General features: G+C 65.3%; 17 protein-coding genes and 3 tRNA genes. 6 read left to right on the top strand and 14 right to left on the bottom strand.

The features are described 5' to 3' along the window. Positions 1 to 207 precede the first annotated feature (207 nt). Positions 208 to 1,092 carry a DMT family transporter gene (locus tag QO207_RS11530; RefSeq protein WP_301532548.1) on the bottom strand — a complete coding sequence of 295 codons (885 nt, stop codon included), beginning with the start codon at positions 1,090 to 1,092 and terminating at the stop codon, positions 208 to 210. 264 nt (positions 1,093 to 1,356) lie between these two features. Here QO207_RS11530 and erdR point away from each other — a divergent pair, with 264 nt between their 5' ends. Together erdR and QO207_RS11540 are read left to right on the top strand one after the other, a co-directional pair. Further along, positions 1,357 to 2,007: a response regulator transcription factor ErdR gene (gene erdR, locus QO207_RS11535; RefSeq protein WP_024765291.1), complete on the top strand. Its 651-nt coding sequence runs from the start codon at positions 1,357 to 1,359 to the stop codon at positions 2,005 to 2,007. 110 nt (positions 2,008 to 2,117) lie between these two features. After that, positions 2,118 to 2,489 carry a diacylglycerol kinase gene (locus QO207_RS11540; protein WP_024765290.1) on the top strand — a complete coding sequence of 124 codons (372 nt, stop codon included), beginning with the start codon at positions 2,118 to 2,120 and terminating at the stop codon, positions 2,487 to 2,489. A 246-nt stretch (positions 2,490 to 2,735) separates the two neighbouring features. Here QO207_RS11540 and QO207_RS11545 read toward each other — a convergent pair whose 3' ends face one another. Next, complete coding sequence (locus QO207_RS11545; protein WP_301532549.1) at positions 2,736 to 3,662, bottom strand: LysR family transcriptional regulator; 927 nt, start codon at positions 3,660 to 3,662, stop codon at positions 2,736 to 2,738. 221 nt (positions 3,663 to 3,883) lie between these two features. Between QO207_RS11545 and fpr the strand changes: the two genes are divergently transcribed. After that, positions 3,884 to 4,660, top strand: coding sequence for a ferredoxin-NADP reductase (fpr, locus tag QO207_RS11550; RefSeq protein WP_081517926.1), 777 nt, complete (start codon positions 3,884 to 3,886; stop codon positions 4,658 to 4,660). A gap of 243 nt (positions 4,661 to 4,903) precedes the next feature. Here fpr and QO207_RS11555 read toward each other — a convergent pair whose 3' ends face one another. Further along, the gene (locus QO207_RS11555; protein WP_081517927.1) at positions 4,904 to 5,317 is read right to left on the bottom strand and encodes a VOC family protein; all 414 of its coding nucleotides are present in this window, start codon (positions 5,315 to 5,317) and stop codon (positions 4,904 to 4,906) included. 60 nt (positions 5,318 to 5,377) lie between these two features. On the opposite strand from QO207_RS11555, the gene QO207_RS11560 reads away from it, so the two are divergent. After that, entirely contained in the window at positions 5,378 to 5,680 is a 303-nt protein-coding gene (locus tag QO207_RS11560; RefSeq protein WP_301532550.1) for a putative quinol monooxygenase, read from the top strand. 8 nt (positions 5,681 to 5,688) lie between these two features. Here QO207_RS11560 and tsaA read toward each other — a convergent pair whose 3' ends face one another. Together tsaA and QO207_RS11570 are read right to left on the bottom strand one after the other, a co-directional pair. Then, the gene (gene tsaA / locus QO207_RS11565) at positions 5,689 to 6,387 is read right to left on the bottom strand and encodes a tRNA (N6-threonylcarbamoyladenosine(37)-N6)-methyltransferase TrmO (RefSeq protein WP_301532551.1); all 699 of its coding nucleotides are present in this window, start codon (positions 6,385 to 6,387) and stop codon (positions 5,689 to 5,691) included. 48 nt (positions 6,388 to 6,435) lie between these two features. Continuing rightward, positions 6,436 to 7,209: an SDR family oxidoreductase gene (locus tag QO207_RS11570; protein ID WP_301532552.1), complete on the bottom strand. Its 774-nt coding sequence runs from the start codon at positions 7,207 to 7,209 to the stop codon at positions 6,436 to 6,438. A gap of 174 nt (positions 7,210 to 7,383) precedes the next feature. Here QO207_RS11570 and QO207_RS11575 point away from each other — a divergent pair, with 174 nt between their 5' ends. Further along, the gene (locus tag QO207_RS11575; protein ID WP_301532553.1) at positions 7,384 to 8,982 is read left to right on the top strand and encodes a glycosyltransferase family 39 protein; all 1,599 of its coding nucleotides are present in this window, start codon (positions 7,384 to 7,386) and stop codon (positions 8,980 to 8,982) included. On the opposite strand, the gene QO207_RS11580 is transcribed toward QO207_RS11575, so the two are convergent. From QO207_RS11580 to rimO, 3 genes are read right to left on the bottom strand one after another with little or no spacing between them, the layout of a single operon-like run. After that, positions 8,930 to 9,298, bottom strand: a complete 369-nt coding sequence (locus tag QO207_RS11580) for a DUF2784 domain-containing protein (protein ID WP_301532554.1) — start codon at positions 9,296 to 9,298, stop codon at positions 8,930 to 8,932. The two genes, QO207_RS11575 and QO207_RS11580, sit on opposite strands and share 53 nt — an antisense overlap. Before the next feature lie 7 nt (positions 9,299 to 9,305). Continuing rightward, complete coding sequence (locus QO207_RS11585) at positions 9,306 to 9,767, bottom strand: DUF1456 family protein (protein WP_301532555.1); 462 nt, start codon at positions 9,765 to 9,767, stop codon at positions 9,306 to 9,308. A gap of 52 nt (positions 9,768 to 9,819) precedes the next feature. Continuing rightward, positions 9,820 to 11,142 carry a 30S ribosomal protein S12 methylthiotransferase RimO gene (rimO, locus tag QO207_RS11590; RefSeq protein WP_253443208.1) on the bottom strand — a complete coding sequence of 441 codons (1,323 nt, stop codon included), beginning with the start codon at positions 11,140 to 11,142 and terminating at the stop codon, positions 9,820 to 9,822. Positions 11,143 to 11,386: 244 nt separating this feature from the next. Here rimO and QO207_RS11595 point away from each other — a divergent pair, with 244 nt between their 5' ends. Then, positions 11,387 to 13,291 carry a potassium transporter Kup gene (locus QO207_RS11595; RefSeq protein WP_301532556.1) on the top strand — a complete coding sequence of 635 codons (1,905 nt, stop codon included), beginning with the start codon at positions 11,387 to 11,389 and terminating at the stop codon, positions 13,289 to 13,291. Positions 13,292 to 13,742: 451 nt separating this feature from the next. On the opposite strand, the gene QO207_RS11600 is transcribed toward QO207_RS11595, so the two are convergent. The 6 genes from QO207_RS11600 to QO207_RS11625 form a co-directional block, all read right to left on the bottom strand. Next, positions 13,743 to 14,306 carry a cytochrome b gene (locus QO207_RS11600; protein ID WP_301532557.1) on the bottom strand — a complete coding sequence of 188 codons (564 nt, stop codon included), beginning with the start codon at positions 14,304 to 14,306 and terminating at the stop codon, positions 13,743 to 13,745. A 140-nt stretch (positions 14,307 to 14,446) separates the two neighbouring features. Further along, a complete protein-coding gene (locus QO207_RS11605; protein WP_301532558.1) occupies positions 14,447 to 15,721 on the bottom strand; it encodes a virulence factor family protein in 1,275 nt (424 codons plus the stop codon). Position 15,722: 1 nt separating this feature from the next. Continuing rightward, positions 15,723 to 18,356: a bifunctional lysylphosphatidylglycerol flippase/synthetase MprF gene (gene mprF / locus QO207_RS11610; RefSeq protein WP_301532559.1), complete on the bottom strand. Its 2,634-nt coding sequence runs from the start codon at positions 18,354 to 18,356 to the stop codon at positions 15,723 to 15,725. Between the two features lie 162 nt (positions 18,357 to 18,518). After that, positions 18,519 to 18,595, bottom strand: a tRNA-Met gene (locus QO207_RS11615). Positions 18,596 to 18,710: 115 nt separating this feature from the next. Next, a tRNA-Met gene (locus tag QO207_RS11620) sits at positions 18,711 to 18,787 on the bottom strand. Positions 18,788 to 18,902: 115 nt separating this feature from the next. Further along, positions 18,903 to 18,979, bottom strand: a tRNA-Met gene (locus tag QO207_RS11625). Positions 18,980 to 18,985: the final 6 nt, after the last annotated feature.

The following is an 18,985-nucleotide window of genomic DNA, read 5'->3' on the forward strand; positions in this document are numbered from 1 at the left end:
CCAATTGTTCGGTCGGAGCGGGGTTGAGTCGATCGCGGACAGAGTCCGCTCCTACGAATGCAGCGTTGGCAGGCGCGGATGCATTCGGTTCGCGAGCAAGCTCGCTCCTACAGGAGTGGCATTCGGCGAAATGGCGTCGTCGGCCAGGCGTGCTTTATGTAGGAGCGAGCTTGCTCGCGAAAAGCTTCGCTCCATAAGCCAAGGCGCTCAGGCCGTCGTGGCCACGGCCTTCTTCGGCCAAAGCTGGGCGACCAGCATGCCGGCGAGCATCAGCGCGCAGCCGAAGTAGCCGCGCACATGCAGGGTTTCGCTGAGGAACAGCGCGCCGGCGATGGCGGCGAACACGGCTTCCAGCGAGAGGATGATTGCCGCATGGGAGGCGATGGCGTGCTTCTGCGCGATGACCTGCAGGGTGAAACCGGTGGCGACGCCGAACAGGCCGCCGTAGAGCAGGGCGGGGCCGGCCTGGATGATGGCGTCGAGGTGGATCTCCTCGAACGCCAGCGCCAGGATCATGCTCACCACCGCGCAGGTGGCGAATTGCAGGAAGGCCAGGCGGATCGGGTCGTAGCGGCTGGCGAACAGCCCCACCAGCAGCACATGTCCGCCCCAGACGAAGGCGCCGGCCAGCTGCAGCCAGTCACCGGAGGCGACGTGGAAGTCCGGGCCGATGCTCAGCATGGCCATGCCGGCCACCGCCAGCGCCGCGCCGAGCCAGGTGCCCATACCGGCGCGATGGCCGATCAGCAGGCCGAGCAGCGGCACGATGATCACGTACAGGCCGGTGATGAAGCCGGAGTTGGTCACGCTGGTGAACATCAGGCCGACCTGCTGCAGGTTGATCCCCACGGTCAGCGCGGTGCCGATGGCCAGGCCCGCGAGGATCAGGCCACGGTTGAACGGCTGGGCGCCGCGCTTGCTCGACCAGGCCAGCAGCGGCAGCAGTGCCACGGCGCCAAGGGTGAAGCGCAGGCCGGTATAGAGGAAGGGACCGATGGCATCCATCCCGAGGCGTTGCGCGACGAAGGAGACCCCCCAGATCATCGCGGTAAACAGCATCAGGAAATCGGCGCGCAGCGCTTGGCTTTTCATCTTGTTCTCGTAACAGGCAGGAAAAAAGCGGAACTCTGCCGTAACGCCGGGCCTTTGGAAAGGGGCGGGGTGTGTCGGCGGGCACAGTGGCAGGGGCTTTCAGGCCATTGTGCATGTACTGCGAGGGACGTATTCGCGGCGGACAGCGAAGCCGCTCTTTGCGTACAATGTGACAAGTAGTGCTCTATCCGTGCTCCGCCCTTTCCTGCGCAAGTCCGGCTGTTATCCACAGCGGAACTTCGGCGCGGCCTTCAAGGAAAATTCATGGCTTCCTACGAGATCCTGATCGCTGACGATCACCCGCTGTTCCGCAGTGCCCTGCACCAGGCCCTGACCATCGGTCTTGGCCCCGAGGCGCGGCTGTCGGAGGCGGCGAGTATCGCGGAGCTGGAGACGCGCCTGAACGAGAAGGCCGACTGGGACCTGGTGCTGCTGGACCTGAACATGCCCGGCGCCTACGGCTTTTCCGGCCTGGTGCTGCTGCGCGGGCAGTACCCGCAGATTCCGGTGGTGATGGTCTCGGCCCAGGAGGACGCCGCCGTGGTGCAGCGCTCCCGCGAGTTCGGTGCCAGTGGTTTCATCCCCAAGTCCAGCGAACTGAGCGTACTGCAGCAGGCCGTGCGTGCGGTGCTCGACGGTGACGTCTGGTGGCCGCCGCAGGTGGACGCCGTGACCGAGATGAGCGACGACGTGCGTGCAGCCAGCGCCGGTCTGGCCAGCCTCACGCCGCAGCAGTTCCGCGTGCTGACCATGGTCTGCGAAGGGTTGCTGAACAAGCAGATCGCCTTCGAGCTGAGCGTTTCCGAAGCCACGGTGAAGGCTCATGTGACCGCAATCTTCCGCAAGCTGAACGTGCGCACTCGCACCCAGGCGGCGCTGTTGCTGGCGCAGATGGAGTCGGTGCCGGGGGCCTGAGGCCGCTCCGTTATTGCGGTTGAGGGGCCGTCACATTCTGTAATGGCCTTGACCCCTTTTTGACGATCGCTGGTATAGAGTGCCGCGACCTTTGCCTGTGAGAACCCCACGTGTCCGCCTCCCCCTTCAAGGGCCAGACCGGCCTGAAACGCATCTTCAACGCCGCCGGCTATTCCCTGGCTGGCTTCGCCGCCGCCTTCAAGGGTGAAGCAGCCTTCCGCCAGCTGGTGCTGATCAACGTCATCCTGATCCCGCTGTCGTTCTTCTGCGACGTGACCCGTGGCGAGCGCGCGCTGATGATCGCCGTGTGCCTGCTGGCGCTGATCGTCGAGCTGCTCAACTCCGCCATCGAGGCAGTGGTGGACCGGGTTTCCCTGGAACGCCATCCGCTGTCGAAGAACGCCAAGGACATGGGCAGCGCCGCCCAGTTCGTGGCGCTGACCATCATTACCGTGACCTGGGCAGGCATCCTGCTCGGCTAAACGGTTTTCTGCAGGGCCTTTCGTAGGGCGAATAACGCGTCAGCGTTATCCGCCGCGAAGAGCCGGCGGATAACCTGTTCCAGGTTATTCGCCCTACGCCTGGTCCGGATGCAGCCTGCGCCCACGTGACGGCTCTGTTCTTGTAGGAGCGGAGCTTCTCCGCGAACACCGCGCCAGTGGTGCGATCCCGGAGCCCGGCCTGCCGGCCGGATCGCGGACAAGGTCCGCTCCTACGAAAAACGCAGCTCAGGGAATCATCGGCAGGACGATATCGTCGCTGCGCGTCACCCCGGCGGTTTCGCTGCGGCACAGGTCGAGGAACTCGCGCATGGTCGCGGTCTGGTACTTCTGCCGGTGCCAGATGAAGTAGAACTGCCGGCGCAGGTCCAGGTCCGGGGTTTCCACCGGCACCAGGCTGCCACGGCGGAAGGCGTCGCGCAGGGCCAGGCGCGAGATGCAGCCGATCCCCAGGCCCGATTCCACCGCACGCTTGATTGCTTCGGTGTGCTCCAGCTCCAGCCGCACGTTCAGTGGCTCCACGTGATGCCGCATGGCCTGGTCGAAGGTCAGCCGCGTGCCCGAGCCCTGTTCCCGCAGGATCCACGCCTCCTCCGTCAGCCGCTCCAGGCTCGCGCGGCCGTCACGGGCCAGCGGGTGCTGCGGCGCGCAGAACACCACCAGTTCGTCTTCCATCCACGGCTGCACCTCGATGTCCGGGTGCTGGCAGTCGCCTTCGATCAGCCCCAGGTCCAGCTCGTAGTGGGCCACGCGCTGCACCACGTGGGCAGTGTTGTGCACATGCAGGCGCACCCGGCAGTCGGGCTGGCGCTGCATGAAGGTGCCGATCAGCAGGGTTGCCAGGTAGTTGCCGATGGTCAGGGTGGCGCCCAGGTCCAGCGAGCCGAAGGCGCTCTTGCCGTTGAGCATGTTCTCGATCTCGCCGCCGCGGTCGAGCAGGGCCACCGCCTGGGGCAGCAACTGGCGGCCGAGGGCGTTGAGGGTGAGGCGCTTGCCGGAGCGGTCGAACAGTTTGCAGTCGAACTGCCGTTCCAGTTCGCCCAGCGAGGTGCTGGTGGCTGACTGCGACATGGACAGGGCCTGTGCCGCGCGGGAGACGCTTTCCTGCTGGGCGACGGCGACGAAGACTTCGAGCTGGCGCAGGGTGAACTTCATTCTTTGGGCTCCGGAAAGGGCTGCGCGACATTTCGTCACCCCGGCGTAGGAAGTACCTGACGGTATCCTTTTGCGGCGACTGGGCGGCCTTATCTGCGTTTTGGATTAGCAATATCCAGATAATTTATTTTGCGGATATTGTCGCCGCCTATAAAATGTCGCGCAATTGCGCTACGTCCGGGTTCTGCTGGGGTGCGCCACGTTTCTCCTAGGAGTCCTTGATGAGCAACCTGTACACCGAGCGCGTTCTCAGCGTGCACCACTGGAACGACACCCTCTTCAGCTTCAAGACCACCCGTAACCCGGGTCTGCGCTTCAAGACCGGTCAGTTCGTGATGATCGGCCTGGAAGTCAATGGTCGTCCGCTGATGCGCGCGTACAGCATCGCCAGCCCGAACTACGAAGAGCACCTGGAGTTCTTCAGCATCAAGGTCCCGGACGGTCCGCTGACTTCGCGTCTGCAGCACCTGAAGGAAGGCGACGAACTGATGGTCAGCCGCAAGCCCACCGGCACCCTGGTGCTGGACGACCTCAAGCCCGGCCGTCACCTGTACCTGCTGAGCACCGGCACCGGCATGGCGCCGTTCCTGTCGGTGATCCAGGACCCGGAAGTCTACGAGCGCTTCGAGAAGGTCATCCTGGTCCACGGCGTACGCTGGGTCAGCGAACTGGCCTACTCCGACTTCATCACCAAGGTCCTGCCGGAACACGAGTACTTCGGCGACATGGTGAAAGAGAAGCTGATCTACTGCCCGCTGGTTACCCGTGAAGAGTTCCACAGCATGGGCCGCCAGACCGACCTGATGCGCAGCGGCAAGCTGTTCGCCGACATCGGCCTGCCGCCGATGAACCCGCAGGACGACCGCGCGATGATCTGCGGCAGCCCGAGCATGCTCGACGAGACCAGCGAAGTGCTGAACGGCTTCGGCCTGCAGATCTCCCCGCGCATGGGTGAGCCGGGCGACTACCTGATCGAGCGTGCTTTCGTAGAAAAGTAAGCCGAGAAGTAAGCCGTACCGTTCGGTCAAAAGAACGCCGCGATTCCTTTGGGAACGCGGCGTTTTTTATGGCCCGAGTTTCTTGCGGGGCCCGGCTTGATGTAGGAGCGGACTCTGTCCGCGATAGGCCCGCATCGCGCCGGAAATCGTCGCTCACACCAGGGAAGCACCGTGCCGTGCACGTTCGCGAGCAAGCTCGCTCCTACAGGAACCTCACCCCCTACGCGCGCGTCGAGGCACGGCTCACGCCAGGCGCTGGCCGGACACCGCCGGGTGATACAGCGGCTGCACCTTGTTCCCCGCCGGGTCGAGCAGGTGGAAGCTGCGCGCGCCGTCGCCATGGTCGAAAGGGCGGTCCAGCAGGGTCACGCCGCGGGCCTTGAAGTACTGGTACCAGGCTTCCAGCTCTTCCACGCTGTCGACGACAAAGCCGTAGTGGTCCATGGTCTGCAGGCCATTGGCCGCGCCGAAGCCGCGTCCCAGGGAGAGGTTGTCGTTGCCGCAGGTGAGATAGACCAGGTCTTCGTTGGCGCGGTTGAGCACCTGCATGCCGAGCACCTCGACGTAGAAGCGCTCGCACTCCTCCAGGTTCGGAACCAGCAGGGCGAGGTGTCGCAGGCCGTTGAGGCGGCCGGGACGGGCAGGGAGATCGGACATGGACGTGGTTCCTTTTTTGTATACAATTTGTTTTCAAATTTAAAACAAAAGGAACGCCCTGTGTACAGTCTGTTCATCAAGACCCGTGTGAAGCCCGGCAGCGCCGAGGATTTTCTGCATGCCATCAAGGCCAACGCCGCTGCTTCCGTGGCCAGCGAGCCGGGTTGCCTGGTCTTCGACGTATCCCAGGATCGCCTCGATCCGGAGCTGATCTACCTCTACGAGATCTACCGCGACGATGCGGCGTATGAGGCGCACACGCAGACTACGCATTTCCGCGACAGCCGTCCGCTGGTGGAGCCGCTGATCGTCGAGCAGGAGTGCTTCGAGAGCGACGTGATCGCCCTCAATCCGCTGACCTGAAAAAAGGCTCAGTCAGCGGCGCGTTGCAGGTCGAGTACGCGGATTTCGTCTTCGGTGGGGTAGTGCCAGTGCACGTCGAGGTCCCACAGGCGCACGCCATAGCGGCGCTCGGGCGGTGGCTTCTGGTAGGCCGGGCGTGGGTCCTGGGCGAGGCATTGCTCGACCAGTTCGCGCACCGGCTGGCCGAGGCGCAGTCCGTGCTCATGGGCCTGGTGCAGGGCTTCGTCGCTCCAGTGCACAACGATGGGCGCTGGCGGCGCGTCGGCGATGGCGTTGCGCGCGTCCGGCACGATGTCGGCGTAAGGCACGTAGGGCTTGATGTCGATTACCGGGGTGCCGTCCAGCAGGTCGATGCCGGACAGCCAGAGCCGGCCGGGCTCGACTTTCTCCAGCTTCACCACGGATTGGCCGAGGCCGTTGGGCCGGTGGGTGGCGCGGGTGGCGAACACGCCCATCGACTGGTTGCCGCCCAGGCGCGGCGGGCGCACCTTCAGCCGCGGCTTGTCTTCCAGCGCCTGGTGGAAGAGGAAGATAAGCCAGACATGGCTGACCTGCTCCAGGCCAGCCACCGCGTCGCCCGTGTCGAACGGCGGCAGCAGTTCCAGCACGCCGGTCGCGGCCGGGGCCAGTTGCGGCTGGCGCGGGATGGCGAACTTCTCCTTGAAGCAGGAGCGGACGTGGCCGATCGGCGAGATGCTGTGGGACATGGCGGCACGGGCTGTTGCAGGGGCCGCCATGGTACCTGATTCAGGCACTCAACCGAGGTGGAAGCCGCCGTCGATGGGGATGATGTTGCCGGTCATGTAGGCGCCGGCAGCGCTCGCCAGGCTGATCGCCAAGGCGGACATCTCTTCCTCGCGGCCCCAGCGGCCCATGGGGATCACCGCGGTGTCCTCGGCCATGGCCTGCTCGTCGTTGGCGATGTGGCGGGTCATCTTGCTGGGGAAGCGGCCGGGGGCGATGACGTTGACGTTGATGTGGTCCTTCACCAGTTCGCGGGCGAGCATGCGCGACAGCTGGTGCAGTGCGGCCTTGCTCGGGCCGTAGGCGTAGGCGTTCTCGCCGTGGGAAGTGACGCCGGCCACCGAGCCGATGTTGATCACCCGTGCCGGGTTCTGCGCGCTGCCGCCTTTCTTCAGCAGCGGCAGCAGTTGCTGGATGCAGCTGAACACGGCGGTGACGTTGAGCTGCATGACCTTCTCCCAGCCCGAGGCCGGGTAGCTTTCCAGCGGTGCGCCCCAGGTGGTGCCGGCGTTGTTCACCAGGATATCGAGGTGGTCCAGGCGCTGGTTCAGCTCGGCGGCCAGGGCGCTGGCGCCTTCCTCGGTGGCGAGGTTGGCCGGCAGGCCGATGCACTCACCGAACTGCGACAGCTCGGCGGCGGTGTCGGCACAGGCAGCGCCATCGCGGGCGCAGATGATCACCCTGGCGCCAGCTTCGAGCAGGCCCTGGGCGATCATCCGGCCGATGCCGCGGGTGCCGCCGGTGACCAGGGCGGTCCGGCCGGCAAGGGAAAAGTACGGGTGCATGAGGCTCTCCTGGCTGGTTTTTCGCCTCACCCTAGCGGGATCGCCGTGGCGCTCCGAGCACTATCCAGTTGGCAAATGGCCGCGCATTACGAAATTCCGGCAATTCCTTAACCCTTGCGTAACCCGACTTCCCCTAGTGTCCGCGCAAATTTGCGCCGACCCCGAGGAAGGGTGATGCAGGACTGGAACAAAGATCGCAAGGCGCTGGCGCTTCTGCTGGGTGTCACGCTGGTGTTGCTGGTGTTTGGCCTGGGCTACCGTGAGGCCTGGGGACCGGAGGTACGCTGGGCGGATATCTCCCTGCACATGCTGCAGTCGGGCAACTACTTCGACCCGTATCTGCGGGGCTCGCCGTACTACGACAAGCCGCTGCTGTCGTACTGGCTGATCACCGCACCGGCCAGCCTGTTCGGCCTCAATCACTGGACCTTGCGCATCAGCACCGTGCTTTCCGGGCTGGGCAGCGTATGGCTGACCTGGTGGCTGGGCGAGCGCCTGCTGCGCAAGGGCACCGGGCTGCTGGCCGGCTGGTTGCTGGCGACCACCTTCTATTTCCTGTTCTGGGCGCGGGTGGCGACGGCGGACATGCTTACCGTGTTCGGCGTGCTGGCGGCGCTGGCCTGGTACTGGCGTGACCCGGAGGACACGAGGTTCTCCGGCTACCTGGGCTTCTTCCTGATCCTCTCGCTGACCTCGCTGTGCAAGGGGCTGATCGGCTTCATCCTGCCGGGCCTGGTGTTGCTGCCGCATCTGTTGGGCGAAGGGCGCTGGCGTCGACACCTGAACCTGCGGCTGCCGGCAGCGCTGGTGGTGGCGGGTGCCGTGTACGCGATTCCCTTTGTGCTGTCACACCTCTACGGCCAGCCCAGTTATGAGCAGAGCGGGCTGGCGCTGGTGTTCAAGGAGAACGTGGTGCGCTTCTTCGACCCCTTCGACCATATGGGGCCGATCTATACGTACCTCGTCTACCTGCCGGCCTACACGCTGCCCTGGGCGCCGCTGTGGATCATCGGCCTGTGGTACGCCGTGCGCCGCTGGAAGCAGTTGCAGCCGAATGCGCGCTGGCTGGTCTGGGCGCTGGTGCTGCTGTTCGTGTTCTTCACTGCCAGTGGCAGTCGACGCAGCTACTACGTACTGCCGCTGGTGCCCTTCGCCCAGTTGCTAGCGGCCTGGTGGGTGGTCGAGTCGCGGCAGGAGCTTGGGCTGGCCGGCTTGGGCCGCGTCTGGCCAAGAGTAGTAGGGGCGGGCGCGGCGCTGATGCTGCTGGTGCTGGGCGTCGCCTATCCGTGGAGCAACGGCGGCGGTGGCGTTCCGGCCTTCGCCAAGGAGGTGCGTGCAGCGGCGGAGCAGACTGCGCCCTGGTCGCAGTGGCGGGTGCTGTTCCTCGGCGACGACGATGCCCGTCTGCCGATGTACCTGGAGCAGCACGGGGACCCGCAAGCCCATCCGTTCCTCTATATCCATTCCGGTTATCCACAGGGCGACAGCGCCGCGCTGTTCACCTGGCTACGCCAGCACACCGGCGAGGACTGGGACCCGGCGCGGACCCTGATCATCTCCCAGGTGACCCATGGGGGCGAGCAGCCGCTGAACTGGCTGACGGCGGATCACCGGCTGATCGAGTCGCAGCTCAACAACGGCCAGCGCCTGGGGCATGCGAAGAACAAGGAGGCGAGTCTGGCCTATTTGCCAATTGCCAAGTCGCCCATCGCTGAACCACTCAGCGCGAACGCAGCGCCCGGTGCAGCAGAAGCAGATAAGGCGGCAGATTGACCGCCAGCACTACCAGGCCGAGGACGACCTGGGTCGCCTCGGTCAGCCCGGCGGGGTAGATCAGCGGGATCAGGTAGTGCTCGACGAAGCCGCCGTCATAGCCCTGGCCGCCGGCCAGGGCGCGGAAGTGGTTTTCCAGCGGGGTGAGCGGGCAGTAGAGGTGGAGGAACTCCACCGCCATGCCCCAGGCCGCCGCCGGCACGTGCAACCAGGCGAAGCGCGGCCAGCGCAGCACCAGCAGACCGCCGAGCAGCACGAAGAGGATGAACCCCAGGTGCAGCAGGACCACGGCGTCGGCGGCGAGGCGGTAGAGCATGACGGCCTCAGCGCTGCTGGCGCTGGGTCAGGCCCTTGAGGAAGTTGCGCAGCAACTGGTCGCCGCAGGGGCGGTAGTTGTTGTGGCCGGGCTTGCGGAACAGCGCACCCAGTTCGGTCTTGGTGACGATGAAGCTGACGCTGTCGAGGATTGCCAGGATGTCGTCGTCGCGCAGCTCGAAGGCGACGCGCAGCTTTTTCAGGGTGATGTTGTTGGTCAGCGGCAGCTCCACCGGCGGCAGCGGGCGCGACTCGTCGCGGCCACGGCGATGGACGATCAGGCCGTCGAGGAAGTGCGCCAGTACGCGGTCGCTGCACGGCTTGAAGTCCGGCTCGTCGTCGCGGGCGAGGTAGGCGCCGACTTCCTCGGCGCTGATGTTGAAGCCGGCCAGCGCTGTGATCTCGGCGACCTGTGCGTCGCGGATGTCCAGCAGGTAGCGCAGGCTGCGCAGTACGTCGTTGTTGATCATGTGCTTTCCGATAGCAGAAATGAAAAGCCCCGCGAGGCGGGGCTTTTGCGGATCAGACCAGTTCGGCCCAGAGGTCGTACTCGTCCGCGTCGGTGATGCGTACCCGCACCTTGTCGCCCGGCTTCACGTCGAAGCTGTCGATGTACACGGCGCCGTCGATTTCCGGGGCGTCGGCGTAGGAGCGGCCGACCGCGCCTTCATCGTCCACTTCGTCGATCAGTACGTCGATTTCCTTGCCGATCTTCAGCTGCAGGCGCGCGGCGGAAATCGCCTGCTGGTGCGCCATGAAGCGCTCCCAACGGTCCTGCTTGACGTCGTCAGGCACTACGTCCAGGCCCAGGTCGTTGGCCGGGGCGCCTTCCACCGGGGAGTACTGGAAGCAGCCGACGCGGTCGAGCTGGGCTTCGGTCAGCCAGTCCAGCARGTACTGGAAGTCTTCCTCGGTCTCGCCGGGGAAGCCGACGATGAAGGTGGAGCGGATGGTCAGCTCGGGGCAGATCTCGCGCCACTTCTTGATGCGCGCCAGGGTCTTGTCCTCGAAGGCGGGGCGCTTCATGGACTTCAGCACTTTCGGGCTGGCGTGCTGGAAGGGGATGTCCAGGTAGGGCAGCAGCTTGCCTTCGGCCATCAGCGGGATCACGTCGTCGACGTTGGGGTACGGGTACACGTAGTGCAGGCGTACCCAGACGCCCATCGAGGAGAGCGCCTCGCACAGCTCCAGCATGCGGGTCTTCACCGGCTGGCCGTCCCAGAAGTCGAGCTTGTACTTCAGGTCCACGCCGTAGGCGCTGGTGTCCTGGGAGATGACCAGCAGCTCCTTCACGCCGGCCTTGACCAGGCGCTGGGCTTCGCTGAGCACGTCGCCGACCGGGCGGCTGACCAGCTTGCCGCGCATGGACGGGATGATGCAGAAGCTGCAGCTGTGGTTGCAGCCTTCGGAAATCTTCAGGTAGGCGTAGTGACGCGGGGTCAGCTTGATGCCCTGCGGCGGCACCAGGTCGATCAGCGGGTTGTGCTCGGCCTTGGGCGGGATCACCTCGTGGACGGCATTGACCACCTGCTCGTACTGCTGCGGGCCGGTCACGGCCAGCACGCTGGGGTGTACGTCACGGATGCTGTCTTCGGCGACGCCCATGCAGCCGGTGACGATCACCTTGCCGTTCTCGGCGATGGCCTCGCCGATGGCGTCCAGGGACTCGGCCTTGGCGCTGTCGATGAAGCCGCAGGTGTTCACCACCACCACGTCCGCGTCCTGGTAGGTGGGGACGATTTCGTACCCTTCCATGCGCAGCTGGGTGAGGATGCGTTCGGAGTCGACAGTCGCTTTCGGGCATCCGAGCGAGACGAATCCTACTTTAGGTGTGGCGGTGGACATGTGCGGCTAACCTCGAAGGGCGCGCTGGCGGCGCCTCTGATCAAAAAGTGCGCAATTCTAGCGGCGTCCCGCGCACTTGACCAGCCTCTCTGGGACAAGCAGTCGCAGGCCGTCCGACAGCCCGGTTTGCCCGGTAATTGTGGGCAACAGGCTCTATAGTCATTCAGAACCTTCGCACCCGGCTCTTGCATCGACGAAAGGGTCGGAGCAGGATGCGCCGAATTTTTTTGAGGAATCTTGTTACATGTCCGATGCAAGCGCCGGCACCGCTGAACATGAGCAGCCCCATTCCAGTTCCGCCGTCGGCCTGATGGTCGGTGCCGTGGGCGTCTGCTACGGCGATATCGGCACCAGCCCGCTGTATACCCTCAAGGAAGTCTTCGTCGGCGGTTATGGCGTACAGGCCAACCACGACGGCGTGCTCGGCGTGCTCTCGCTGATCTTCTGGTCGCTGATCTGGGTGGTGTCGATCAAGTACGTGATCTTCGTACTGCGCGCGGATAACCAGGGCGAGGGTGGGGTGATGGCACTGTCGGCCCTGGCCCGGCGCGCGGCGACCGGCCGCCGCCGGCTGCAGGCGTTCGTGGTGGTCGCCGGGCTGATCGGCGCGGCACTGTTCTATGGCGACAGCATGATCACCCCGGCGATCTCGGTACTCTCGGCGATCGAGGGCCTGGAGATCGCCTTCGACGGCCTGGAGCACTGGGTGGTGCCGCTGTCGCTGATCGTGCTGGTCGGCCTGTTCCTGATCCAGAAGCACGGCACCGCGCGTATCGGCATCCTCTTCGGGCCGATCATGGTGGCGTGGTTCCTCGCCCTCGCGGCACTGGGCATCTATGGCGTGTCGCAGCAGCCGGAAGTGCTGAAGGCGATGAACCCGGCCTGGGCCTTCAACTTCTTCGTTTCCCACCCCGGCATCGGCGTCGCCATCCTCGGCGCTACCGTGCTGGCGCTGACCGGCGCCGAGGCGCTGTACGCCGACATGGGCCACTTCGGCCGCAAACCCATCGCCCGCGCCTGGTTCGCCCTGGTACTGCCGGCGCTGGTGCTCAACTACTTTGGCCAGGGCGCGACCATCCTGGTCAATGCCGAGGCCGCACGTAACCCCTTCTACCTGACCGCGCCGAGCTGGGCGTTGGTGCCGATGGTGGCGTTGTCCACCGCGGCCACGGTGATCGCGTCGCAAGCGGTGATTTCCGGCGCCTTCTCGCTGACCCGCCAGGCCATCCAGCTGGGCTATGTGCCGCGCATGTCGATCCAGCACACCTCCAGCCACGAGCAGGGGCAGATCTACATCCCCGGCGTGAACTGGGCGCTGATGGTTGGCGTGGTCCTGCTGGTGCTGGGCTTCGAATCCTCCGCCGCCCTGGCCTCGGCCTACGGCGTGGCGGTGACCGGGACCATGCTGATGACCACCCTGCTGATGGGCGTGGTGGTCTGGCTGCTGTGGAAATGGCCGCTGTGGCTGGCGGTTCCGTTCTTCCTGATGATGCTGTTCGTCGACACCCTGTTCTTCGCCGCCAACCTGCCCAAGGTCGTCCAGGGCGGTGCCTTCCCGGTGATCGCCGGGATCGGCCTGTTCATCCTGATGACCACCTGGAAGCGCGGTCGCCAACTGCTGGTGGATCGCCTGGACGAAGGCTCGCTGCCGCTGCCGCTGTTCATCTCCAGCATCCGCGCGCAACCGCCGCACCGCGTGCAGGGCACTGCCGTGTTCCTCACCGCACGCCCCGATGCCGTGCCCCACGCGCTGTTGCATAACCTGCTGCACAACCAGGTGCTGCATGAGCAGGTGGTGCTGCTCACCGTAGTCAACGAAGACAGCCCGCGCGTCTCGCCGGACCGCCGCTTCGAGGTGGACGCCTACGGCGAGGGCTTCTTCCGCGTGGTCTTGCACTTCGGCTTCATGGAAGATCCGGACATCCCCCAGGCGCTCAAGCTGTGCCACCTCAACGAGCTGGACTTCAGCCCGATGCGCACCACCTACTTCCTCAGCCGCGAGACGGTGATCCCGTCCAAGCTGATCGGCATGGCGCGCTGGCGCGAGGCGCTGTTCGCCTTCCTGCTGAAGAACGCCAATGGCAACCTGCGCTACTTCAACCTGCCGCTTAACCGGGTTATCGAGCTGGGAACACAGGTGGAAATCTGAGTTTTGGCTGTATGAAAAAGCGCGCCAATTGGCGCGCTTTTTCTTTGGGGGCCAGAACCTGCGCCGAGCGCCCTGCGCATTGGTCAGGGCTTCGCGGACAGGGTCCGCTCCTACACGAGCCGAACCTCGACTCCTCGTGAACAGACCGTAGGGCGCATAACGCGCCAGCGTTATCCGCCGTCGTGGCATCGGCGGATAACCCGTTCCGGGTTATCCGCCCTACGTGACGGGGGGAATGCTGTTGTAGGAGCGGAGCTTCTCCGCGATTCGCCGACAGGCGATGGTCGGAGGAGTATCCCTGCTACTGCGATTTCTGCCGGAAGGATTTCGCGGACAGGGTCCACTCCTGCAGGGGGCGGAGTGGAGCGGTTCACGAGCAAGTACTAGGCGTCCCCCTCGCTCCTACAGGATTTGATACTGCCGCGGGCCGGCAGGCGCGACGGGATAGGGGCTACTCCGGCTTCGCCTCACCCTTGCCCGGCAGCATGCGCACCAGGGTGTTGTCGCGGCTGATGTAGTGGTGGAACAGCGCGGCGAGTGCGTGCAGGCCGATCAGCCAGTAGCCGAGCACGGCGATGGTCTCGTGCCAGTACTTCACCTGCTTGGCCAGGTCCGGGTTCTTGTCCACCAGGTGTGGCAGTTCCAGGCCCCAGAAGGGCACCGGCTTGTCGGCGGCGCTGAGGATGATCCAGCCGGCCAGCGGCAGGCCGATCATCAGGCCGTAGAGTGCCAGGTGCATGAGCTTCGCCAGGATCATCTGCCAGGCCGGTGGCGCCGGGATGATCGCCGGGGTGGGATAGATGAAGCGGCCGATGAGGCGCAGCCAGACCAGCACGAAGACACTCAGGCCGAACATGAAGTGGAACTGGGAAAACAGCGCGCGGGTGTCGCTGCCTTTGGGGAAGTTGGTGCGGTACTCCATGCAGAAGTACGTGGCGGCGATCAGCAACAGCATGATCCAGTGCAGGGCAATGGACAGGCTGCCGTAGCGGGACGGGGACTTGGAAAGGCTCATGACGGTTCCTTGTGTGGCTCTTTTCTGTACGCCGCGTTCTGACGACGGGGCTGTCAGTCTCAGCATAGAGCCTTAAGCGTGCCTGAAAAACCGTTAAGCCAAAGTGAAAGGGCCGCGATGTGCGGCCCTTTTGCTGTCGATCAACCTTCGTCGTCGGCGCTCTGTCGGGAGCGGATGGCATTCACCAGCCGCTTGGCCAGGGCCGGGTAATCCTCGTCGAAGTGGTGACCGCCAGGCAGCTGCAGGTTCTCACCCACGGCCTGCGGCTGGGTGCAGCCGCTCTCGTCCTTCTCTTCGATGCCGTACACGCAGAGCACCTTCGGCCCCGGCAGGCGGGCCATTTCCGGGCCGGTGGAGGCTTCCTGGCCGGCCTTACCGAGCCAGCCCTGCACCTCGATCTCGAAGCTGCCGCTGCGGGCGAAGGCCAACAGGATCACCGAGCTGACGTCCTTCTTGGCGTCCGCCGGCAGGCGGTTGTAGATCGCCGGCAGCACGTCGGCGCCGAAGGAATAGCCGGCCAGCACGAAGTGCTTGGCGCCCCATTTCTCGCGGTAGTGCTGCATCAGCAGGGCGAGGTCGGCGGCGCTCTGTTCCGGGGTCTTGTGCTCCCAGAAGTAGCGCAGCGCATCGACACCGACCACCGGATAGCCCAGCTCGGCCATCTGCGCGGCGACGTCGCGGTCGAGGTCACGCCAGCCGCCGTCGCCCGAGTAGAACAGGGTGACGGTTTCCGACGGCTTGGCGGCCGGGACTTCCACCACCGGCACGTTGTCGCCGCCGCCTTGCAGCTGCTGGCGCAGCTGGTCGGCGAGGACCTTGGGCAGCGGCGTGTCGTAGTCGGTGATCACCGTCTCGGCGTTCTGCAGGCCGCGGGCGAAGCGCGCGCTGGCGTCGTCCGGGTTGTCGTTCCAGGCGGCCAGCCAGTGGCCGTGGGGAGCGCTTTTCGGCAGCGGGTCCGCGGCGCAGTCGGGCTTCTCCAGGGAGAAGCCCACCGACAGGGCCTTGGCCTTGTCGTCAGTCTGTGCGGCCAGCCAGCGGAAGGCCCAGGCGCTGCCCGGACCGATGCCAGCGACCAGCGTCGGTTGGCCGTCGAGCAGTTCGCCGGCGGCCTTGATGCGGGCCTGCTGGGCGTTGCAGTCGTTCTCCGGGAAGACGAACTGCACCACGCGGGCGCCGCTGTCGTGGGCCAGGGCCAGCAGCTGAGCGTCGTCCAGTTTCTGGTCGGGCTGCACGGCGAGCAGCACACGGGCATTGGGTTGCTTGCCCGGGTTGGCGAGGCTCACCGCGCTGCCGTCGGGCAGTTGGCGGTGGTCCAGGGAGGCCTGCGGAGCGGGGCGGCTCCACAGCAGCAGGCCGATGGCAATGACGATCAGCAGGAGGAGGGCGAGCAGGTGTCGCCAGCGTCTTTTCAACATGTCAGCGTTTTACCAATCCACTCAGGCCGCCTGCAATGAGGGCGGCCGTATCGGCCAGGGCCACCAGCGGATCCAGTCCGGCGGGCACGGCCAGGTAACGGGGTTCCCAGTCGGGCTGGAACTTGTCCTTGAAGCGCCGCAGCCCCTGGAAATTGTAGAACTGCTCACCCCGGCGAAAAACCAGCGCGCCGAGACGTTGGGTCAGCGGGGCGCCACGGCGCGGCTGCAAGCCGGCCAGGGGCACCATGCCGAGGCTGAAGCGGGTGTGCCCGCTCTCCTTGTAATGCAGGATCAGGCCGAGCATGAGGAATTCCATGGTCAGCTTGGGTGCGTCGGGTACCACGCGCATCAGGTCGATGCTGGCCAGTTCCTTGCTGCCGGTTTCCAGCAGGTTGGCAAAGGCCACGGCACGGCCCTGGAAGCGGACGATGACGACGCGGAAATAGTGCAGGTATTCGGGGGTGAAGCGACCGAGGGAGAAGCCCTTCTCGCGGACATTCTTGCCGCCCAGCCAGGCATCGGAGATGGCCCGCAGTTCGTCCAGCGGCGCCTGTCCGGCTTCGTGGAATTCCAGGCTCAGGCCGTCGCGCTGGCCGCGGTTCCAGGTGTAGCGCAGGTCCTTCATCTCCTTGCCCTTGCTCTCCAGGTCGAAGCGGCGCAGGTCGACCCGCGCCTCCTCGCCGAGCTTGAGCGCGGTCAGGCCGATATCCATGTACAGCGGCAGGTTCTCCGCGCGTACCTGGTAGAACACCGGGCGGGCATGGTGCAGGTCGCAAAGGTCGCGGAACTGCCAGATCAGCTCGGCGCGGGCCTGGGCCGGGCCGATGGGGTCGAACAGTGCCACCAGGCTGCGGCCGCGGCGGGCGTACATCAGGAAGGCGTCGTTGCCGGCGTGGAACAGCAGCGCCTTGTCGCCGGACAGCGCGAGGCCGCCGTCGGGCTGCGAGGAGTTGGCGAGGATGCCGGCGGCGGTGTCCAGGTCTTCACGGCTTGGGGCATGGATCGCCGGTGGCGCGGTGCGCAGCAGCCAGTACAGCGCCAGGGCTGCCAGCAGCAGGCAACTGCCCAGGGCGGCGCGCAGGCCGCGCGGGGCGTCGGCATCCAGGGCGAACTGCCACCAGAGCTCCTGGCTGTACGGAACGTCCTGGTAAGCGAACAGCAGCAGCCAGATCGACGCGGCAATGACGCAGGCGGCTGCGCCCAGGTACAGCGGCGAGAACGGCAGGTCCATCAGGCGGCTGCGGCGGTAGAAGGCGCTGCGGAAGATCACCAGCAGCACGGCGGTGAAGCTGAGGATCAGCGCTTCTTCCCAGTCGAAGCCCTTGAGCAGCGAGAGCACCGCGCCGGCGCTGAGCAGGCCGATGGTCAGCGCCCAGGCGGCGGACAGCCGACGGCGCAGGCCATGGGCGAGCAGCAGGCAGAGTACGCCGATCAGGCTGGCGGCCAGGTGCGAGGCATCGATCAGGCGATGGGGAACGAGGAAGCCGATATCGTCCAGGCGGGTATCGATGGACGGCGTGGCGCCGGAGAACAGCAGCACGACACCGGAAATGAACACCAGTAGGGACAGGATCTGTGCGGCAAAACCGGAGGTGATGCGCACCGCCTGCTTGGCCACCAGCACCCGGCGCGCTTCGAGGAACAGCAGCAGCAGGCAGGCGACGATCAGCGGCATGACCACATAGATCAGGCGATAGAGCAGCAGCGCGGCGGCCAGTGGCGCTGCGCCCAGTTGGCCGGCGAAGGCCGCCAGCAGCACGGCCTCGAACACGCCGACCCCGCCCGGCACATGGCTGAGCACGCCGGCGGCCAGGGCGATCAGGTAGACCAGCAGGAAGGCGCCGAACGGCGGCGCTTCGGGCAGCAGCAGATAGAGCACGGTCGCGGCGGCGGCCACGTCCAGCGCGGTGATCAGCAGTTGCAGCAGCGACAGGCGCAGGCCCGGCAGGCGCAGGGTGCGGCGGCCGAAGCGCACCAGGTGGCTGTCCGGCGACGGTTGCTCGGGCAGGCGGCGGCGCTCGATGCTGACCACCAGTACGATGCAGAGGGCGATGATCGCCAGCGCGAGGACGGTGACCAGCCACTCCGGCAGGTGCAGGGCGAGGGAGGCGTCGGAGACATCGCTGAGTGCGGCAAGTGCAGCCAGTACCGGCAGCGCGCAGCCCAGCGACAGGCTGGCGAACAGCGTCATCAGCGCGACATCGCCGGCGCCCAGGCCCTGGCGGGCGTACAGGCGATAGCGCACCGAGCCGCCGGAGAGCATCGACAGGCCCACGGCGTTGCCGATAGCAAAGGCGGAGAAGCCGCCAGTCAGCAGCGCCGGCAGCGGCAGTTTCACACCGGCGAAGCGGCTCGCAGACCATTCGTAGCCAAGCAGGATGATGAAGCCGATAACGGTCGCGGCGAAGGCGCCGAACAGCGAGGTGCTGGGCACGTCGAGCAGGGCGTCATGCAGGGAATAGGCGTCGATGTCGCGCAGCAGGTGATAGCAGGCGATCAGTGCGAGGCAGAACAGCACCAGGGTAACGCCCAGGCCGAGTGCCTGGCGGTTGCTGTTGATCCAGGTGAGCCAGGCCGCTCGTGGCTCGATGTCTTCGGTGGCAGGGGTATCGGGTGTGGCGGGGTTGGCGCTCATCGGGCACCTCAATCGATTTAGCGCGACAGAGTAGGGGTACTGACGCGAATTCCCAAGTCCCCGAAGAGTATTTTCCTCAGTCGTGAGACGCCACCCGCAGGGGGACATTTTTCTGCCACAACGAAAAAAGCCACTCCTAAGAGTGGCTTTCTTCTTGGTGTCTGGTTGCGGGAGCAGGATTTGAACCTACGACCTTCGGGTTATGAGCCCGACGAGCTACCAGACTGCTCCATCCCGCGGCGGCAATTCTACTCGCGTGAGGCTTGGTGTCAATTAATATTTCGTTTTCGATCAATCATTTAAATCGCGCGCAAACGAAAAAGGCCACTCCGAAGAGTGGCCTTTCCCTGTGTCTGGTTGCGGGAGCAGGATTTGAACCTACGACCTTCGGGTTATGAGCCCGACGAGCTACCAGACTGCTCCATCCCGCGGCTGCAATTCTACGCGGATGAAAGGTCTTGTCAATCGATATTTCGATTTCGATCAATAATTTAAATCGTGCGCAAACGAAAAAGGCCACTCCGAAGAGTGGCCTTTCTCTGTATCTGGTTGCGGGAGCAGGATTTGAACCTACGACCTTCGGGTTATGAGCCCGACGAGCTACCAGACTGCTCCATCCCGCGCCGGCC

The sequence above is a fragment of the Pseudomonas sp. CAN1 genome (assembly GCF_030462585.1).
Taxonomy (GTDB): domain Bacteria; phylum Pseudomonadota; class Gammaproteobacteria; order Pseudomonadales; family Pseudomonadaceae; genus Pseudomonas.

What these genes read in the sequence shown, in the direction of transcription:
- QO207_RS11530 (WP_301532548.1), bottom strand. Translation starts at nt 1,092, where the DNA reads ATGAAAAGCCAAGCGCTGCGCGCCGATTTCCTGATGCTGTTTACCGCG.
- erdR (WP_024765291.1), top strand. Translation starts at nt 1,357, where the DNA reads ATGGCTTCCTACGAGATCCTGATCGCTGACGATCACCCGCTGTTCCGC.
- QO207_RS11545 (WP_301532549.1), bottom strand. Translation starts at nt 3,662, where the DNA reads ATGAAGTTCACCCTGCGCCAGCTCGAAGTCTTCGTCGCCGTCGCCCAG.
- fpr (WP_081517926.1), top strand. Translation starts at nt 3,884, where the DNA reads ATGAGCAACCTGTACACCGAGCGCGTTCTCAGCGTGCACCACTGGAAC.
- QO207_RS11555 (WP_081517927.1), bottom strand. Translation starts at nt 5,317, where the DNA reads ATGTCCGATCTCCCTGCCCGTCCCGGCCGCCTCAACGGCCTGCGACAC.
- tsaA (WP_301532551.1), bottom strand. Translation starts at nt 6,387, where the DNA reads ATGTCCCACAGCATCTCGCCGATCGGCCACGTCCGCTCCTGCTTCAAG.
- QO207_RS11570 (WP_301532552.1), bottom strand. Translation starts at nt 7,209, where the DNA reads ATGCACCCGTACTTTTCCCTTGCCGGCCGGACCGCCCTGGTCACCGGC.
- QO207_RS11575 (WP_301532553.1), top strand. Translation starts at nt 7,384, where the DNA reads ATGCAGGACTGGAACAAAGATCGCAAGGCGCTGGCGCTTCTGCTGGGT.
- QO207_RS11580 (WP_301532554.1), bottom strand. Translation starts at nt 9,298, where the DNA reads ATGCTCTACCGCCTCGCCGCCGACGCCGTGGTCCTGCTGCACCTGGGG.
- QO207_RS11585 (WP_301532555.1), bottom strand. Translation starts at nt 9,767, where the DNA reads ATGATCAACAACGACGTACTGCGCAGCCTGCGCTACCTGCTGGACATC.
- QO207_RS11595 (WP_301532556.1), top strand. Translation starts at nt 11,387, where the DNA reads ATGTCCGATGCAAGCGCCGGCACCGCTGAACATGAGCAGCCCCATTCC.
- QO207_RS11600 (WP_301532557.1), bottom strand. Translation starts at nt 14,306, where the DNA reads ATGAGCCTTTCCAAGTCCCCGTCCCGCTACGGCAGCCTGTCCATTGCC.
- QO207_RS11605 (WP_301532558.1), bottom strand. Translation starts at nt 15,721, where the DNA reads ATGTTGAAAAGACGCTGGCGACACCTGCTCGCCCTCCTCCTGCTGATC.
- mprF (WP_301532559.1), bottom strand. Translation starts at nt 18,356, where the DNA reads ATGAGCGCCAACCCCGCCACACCCGATACCCCTGCCACCGAAGACATC.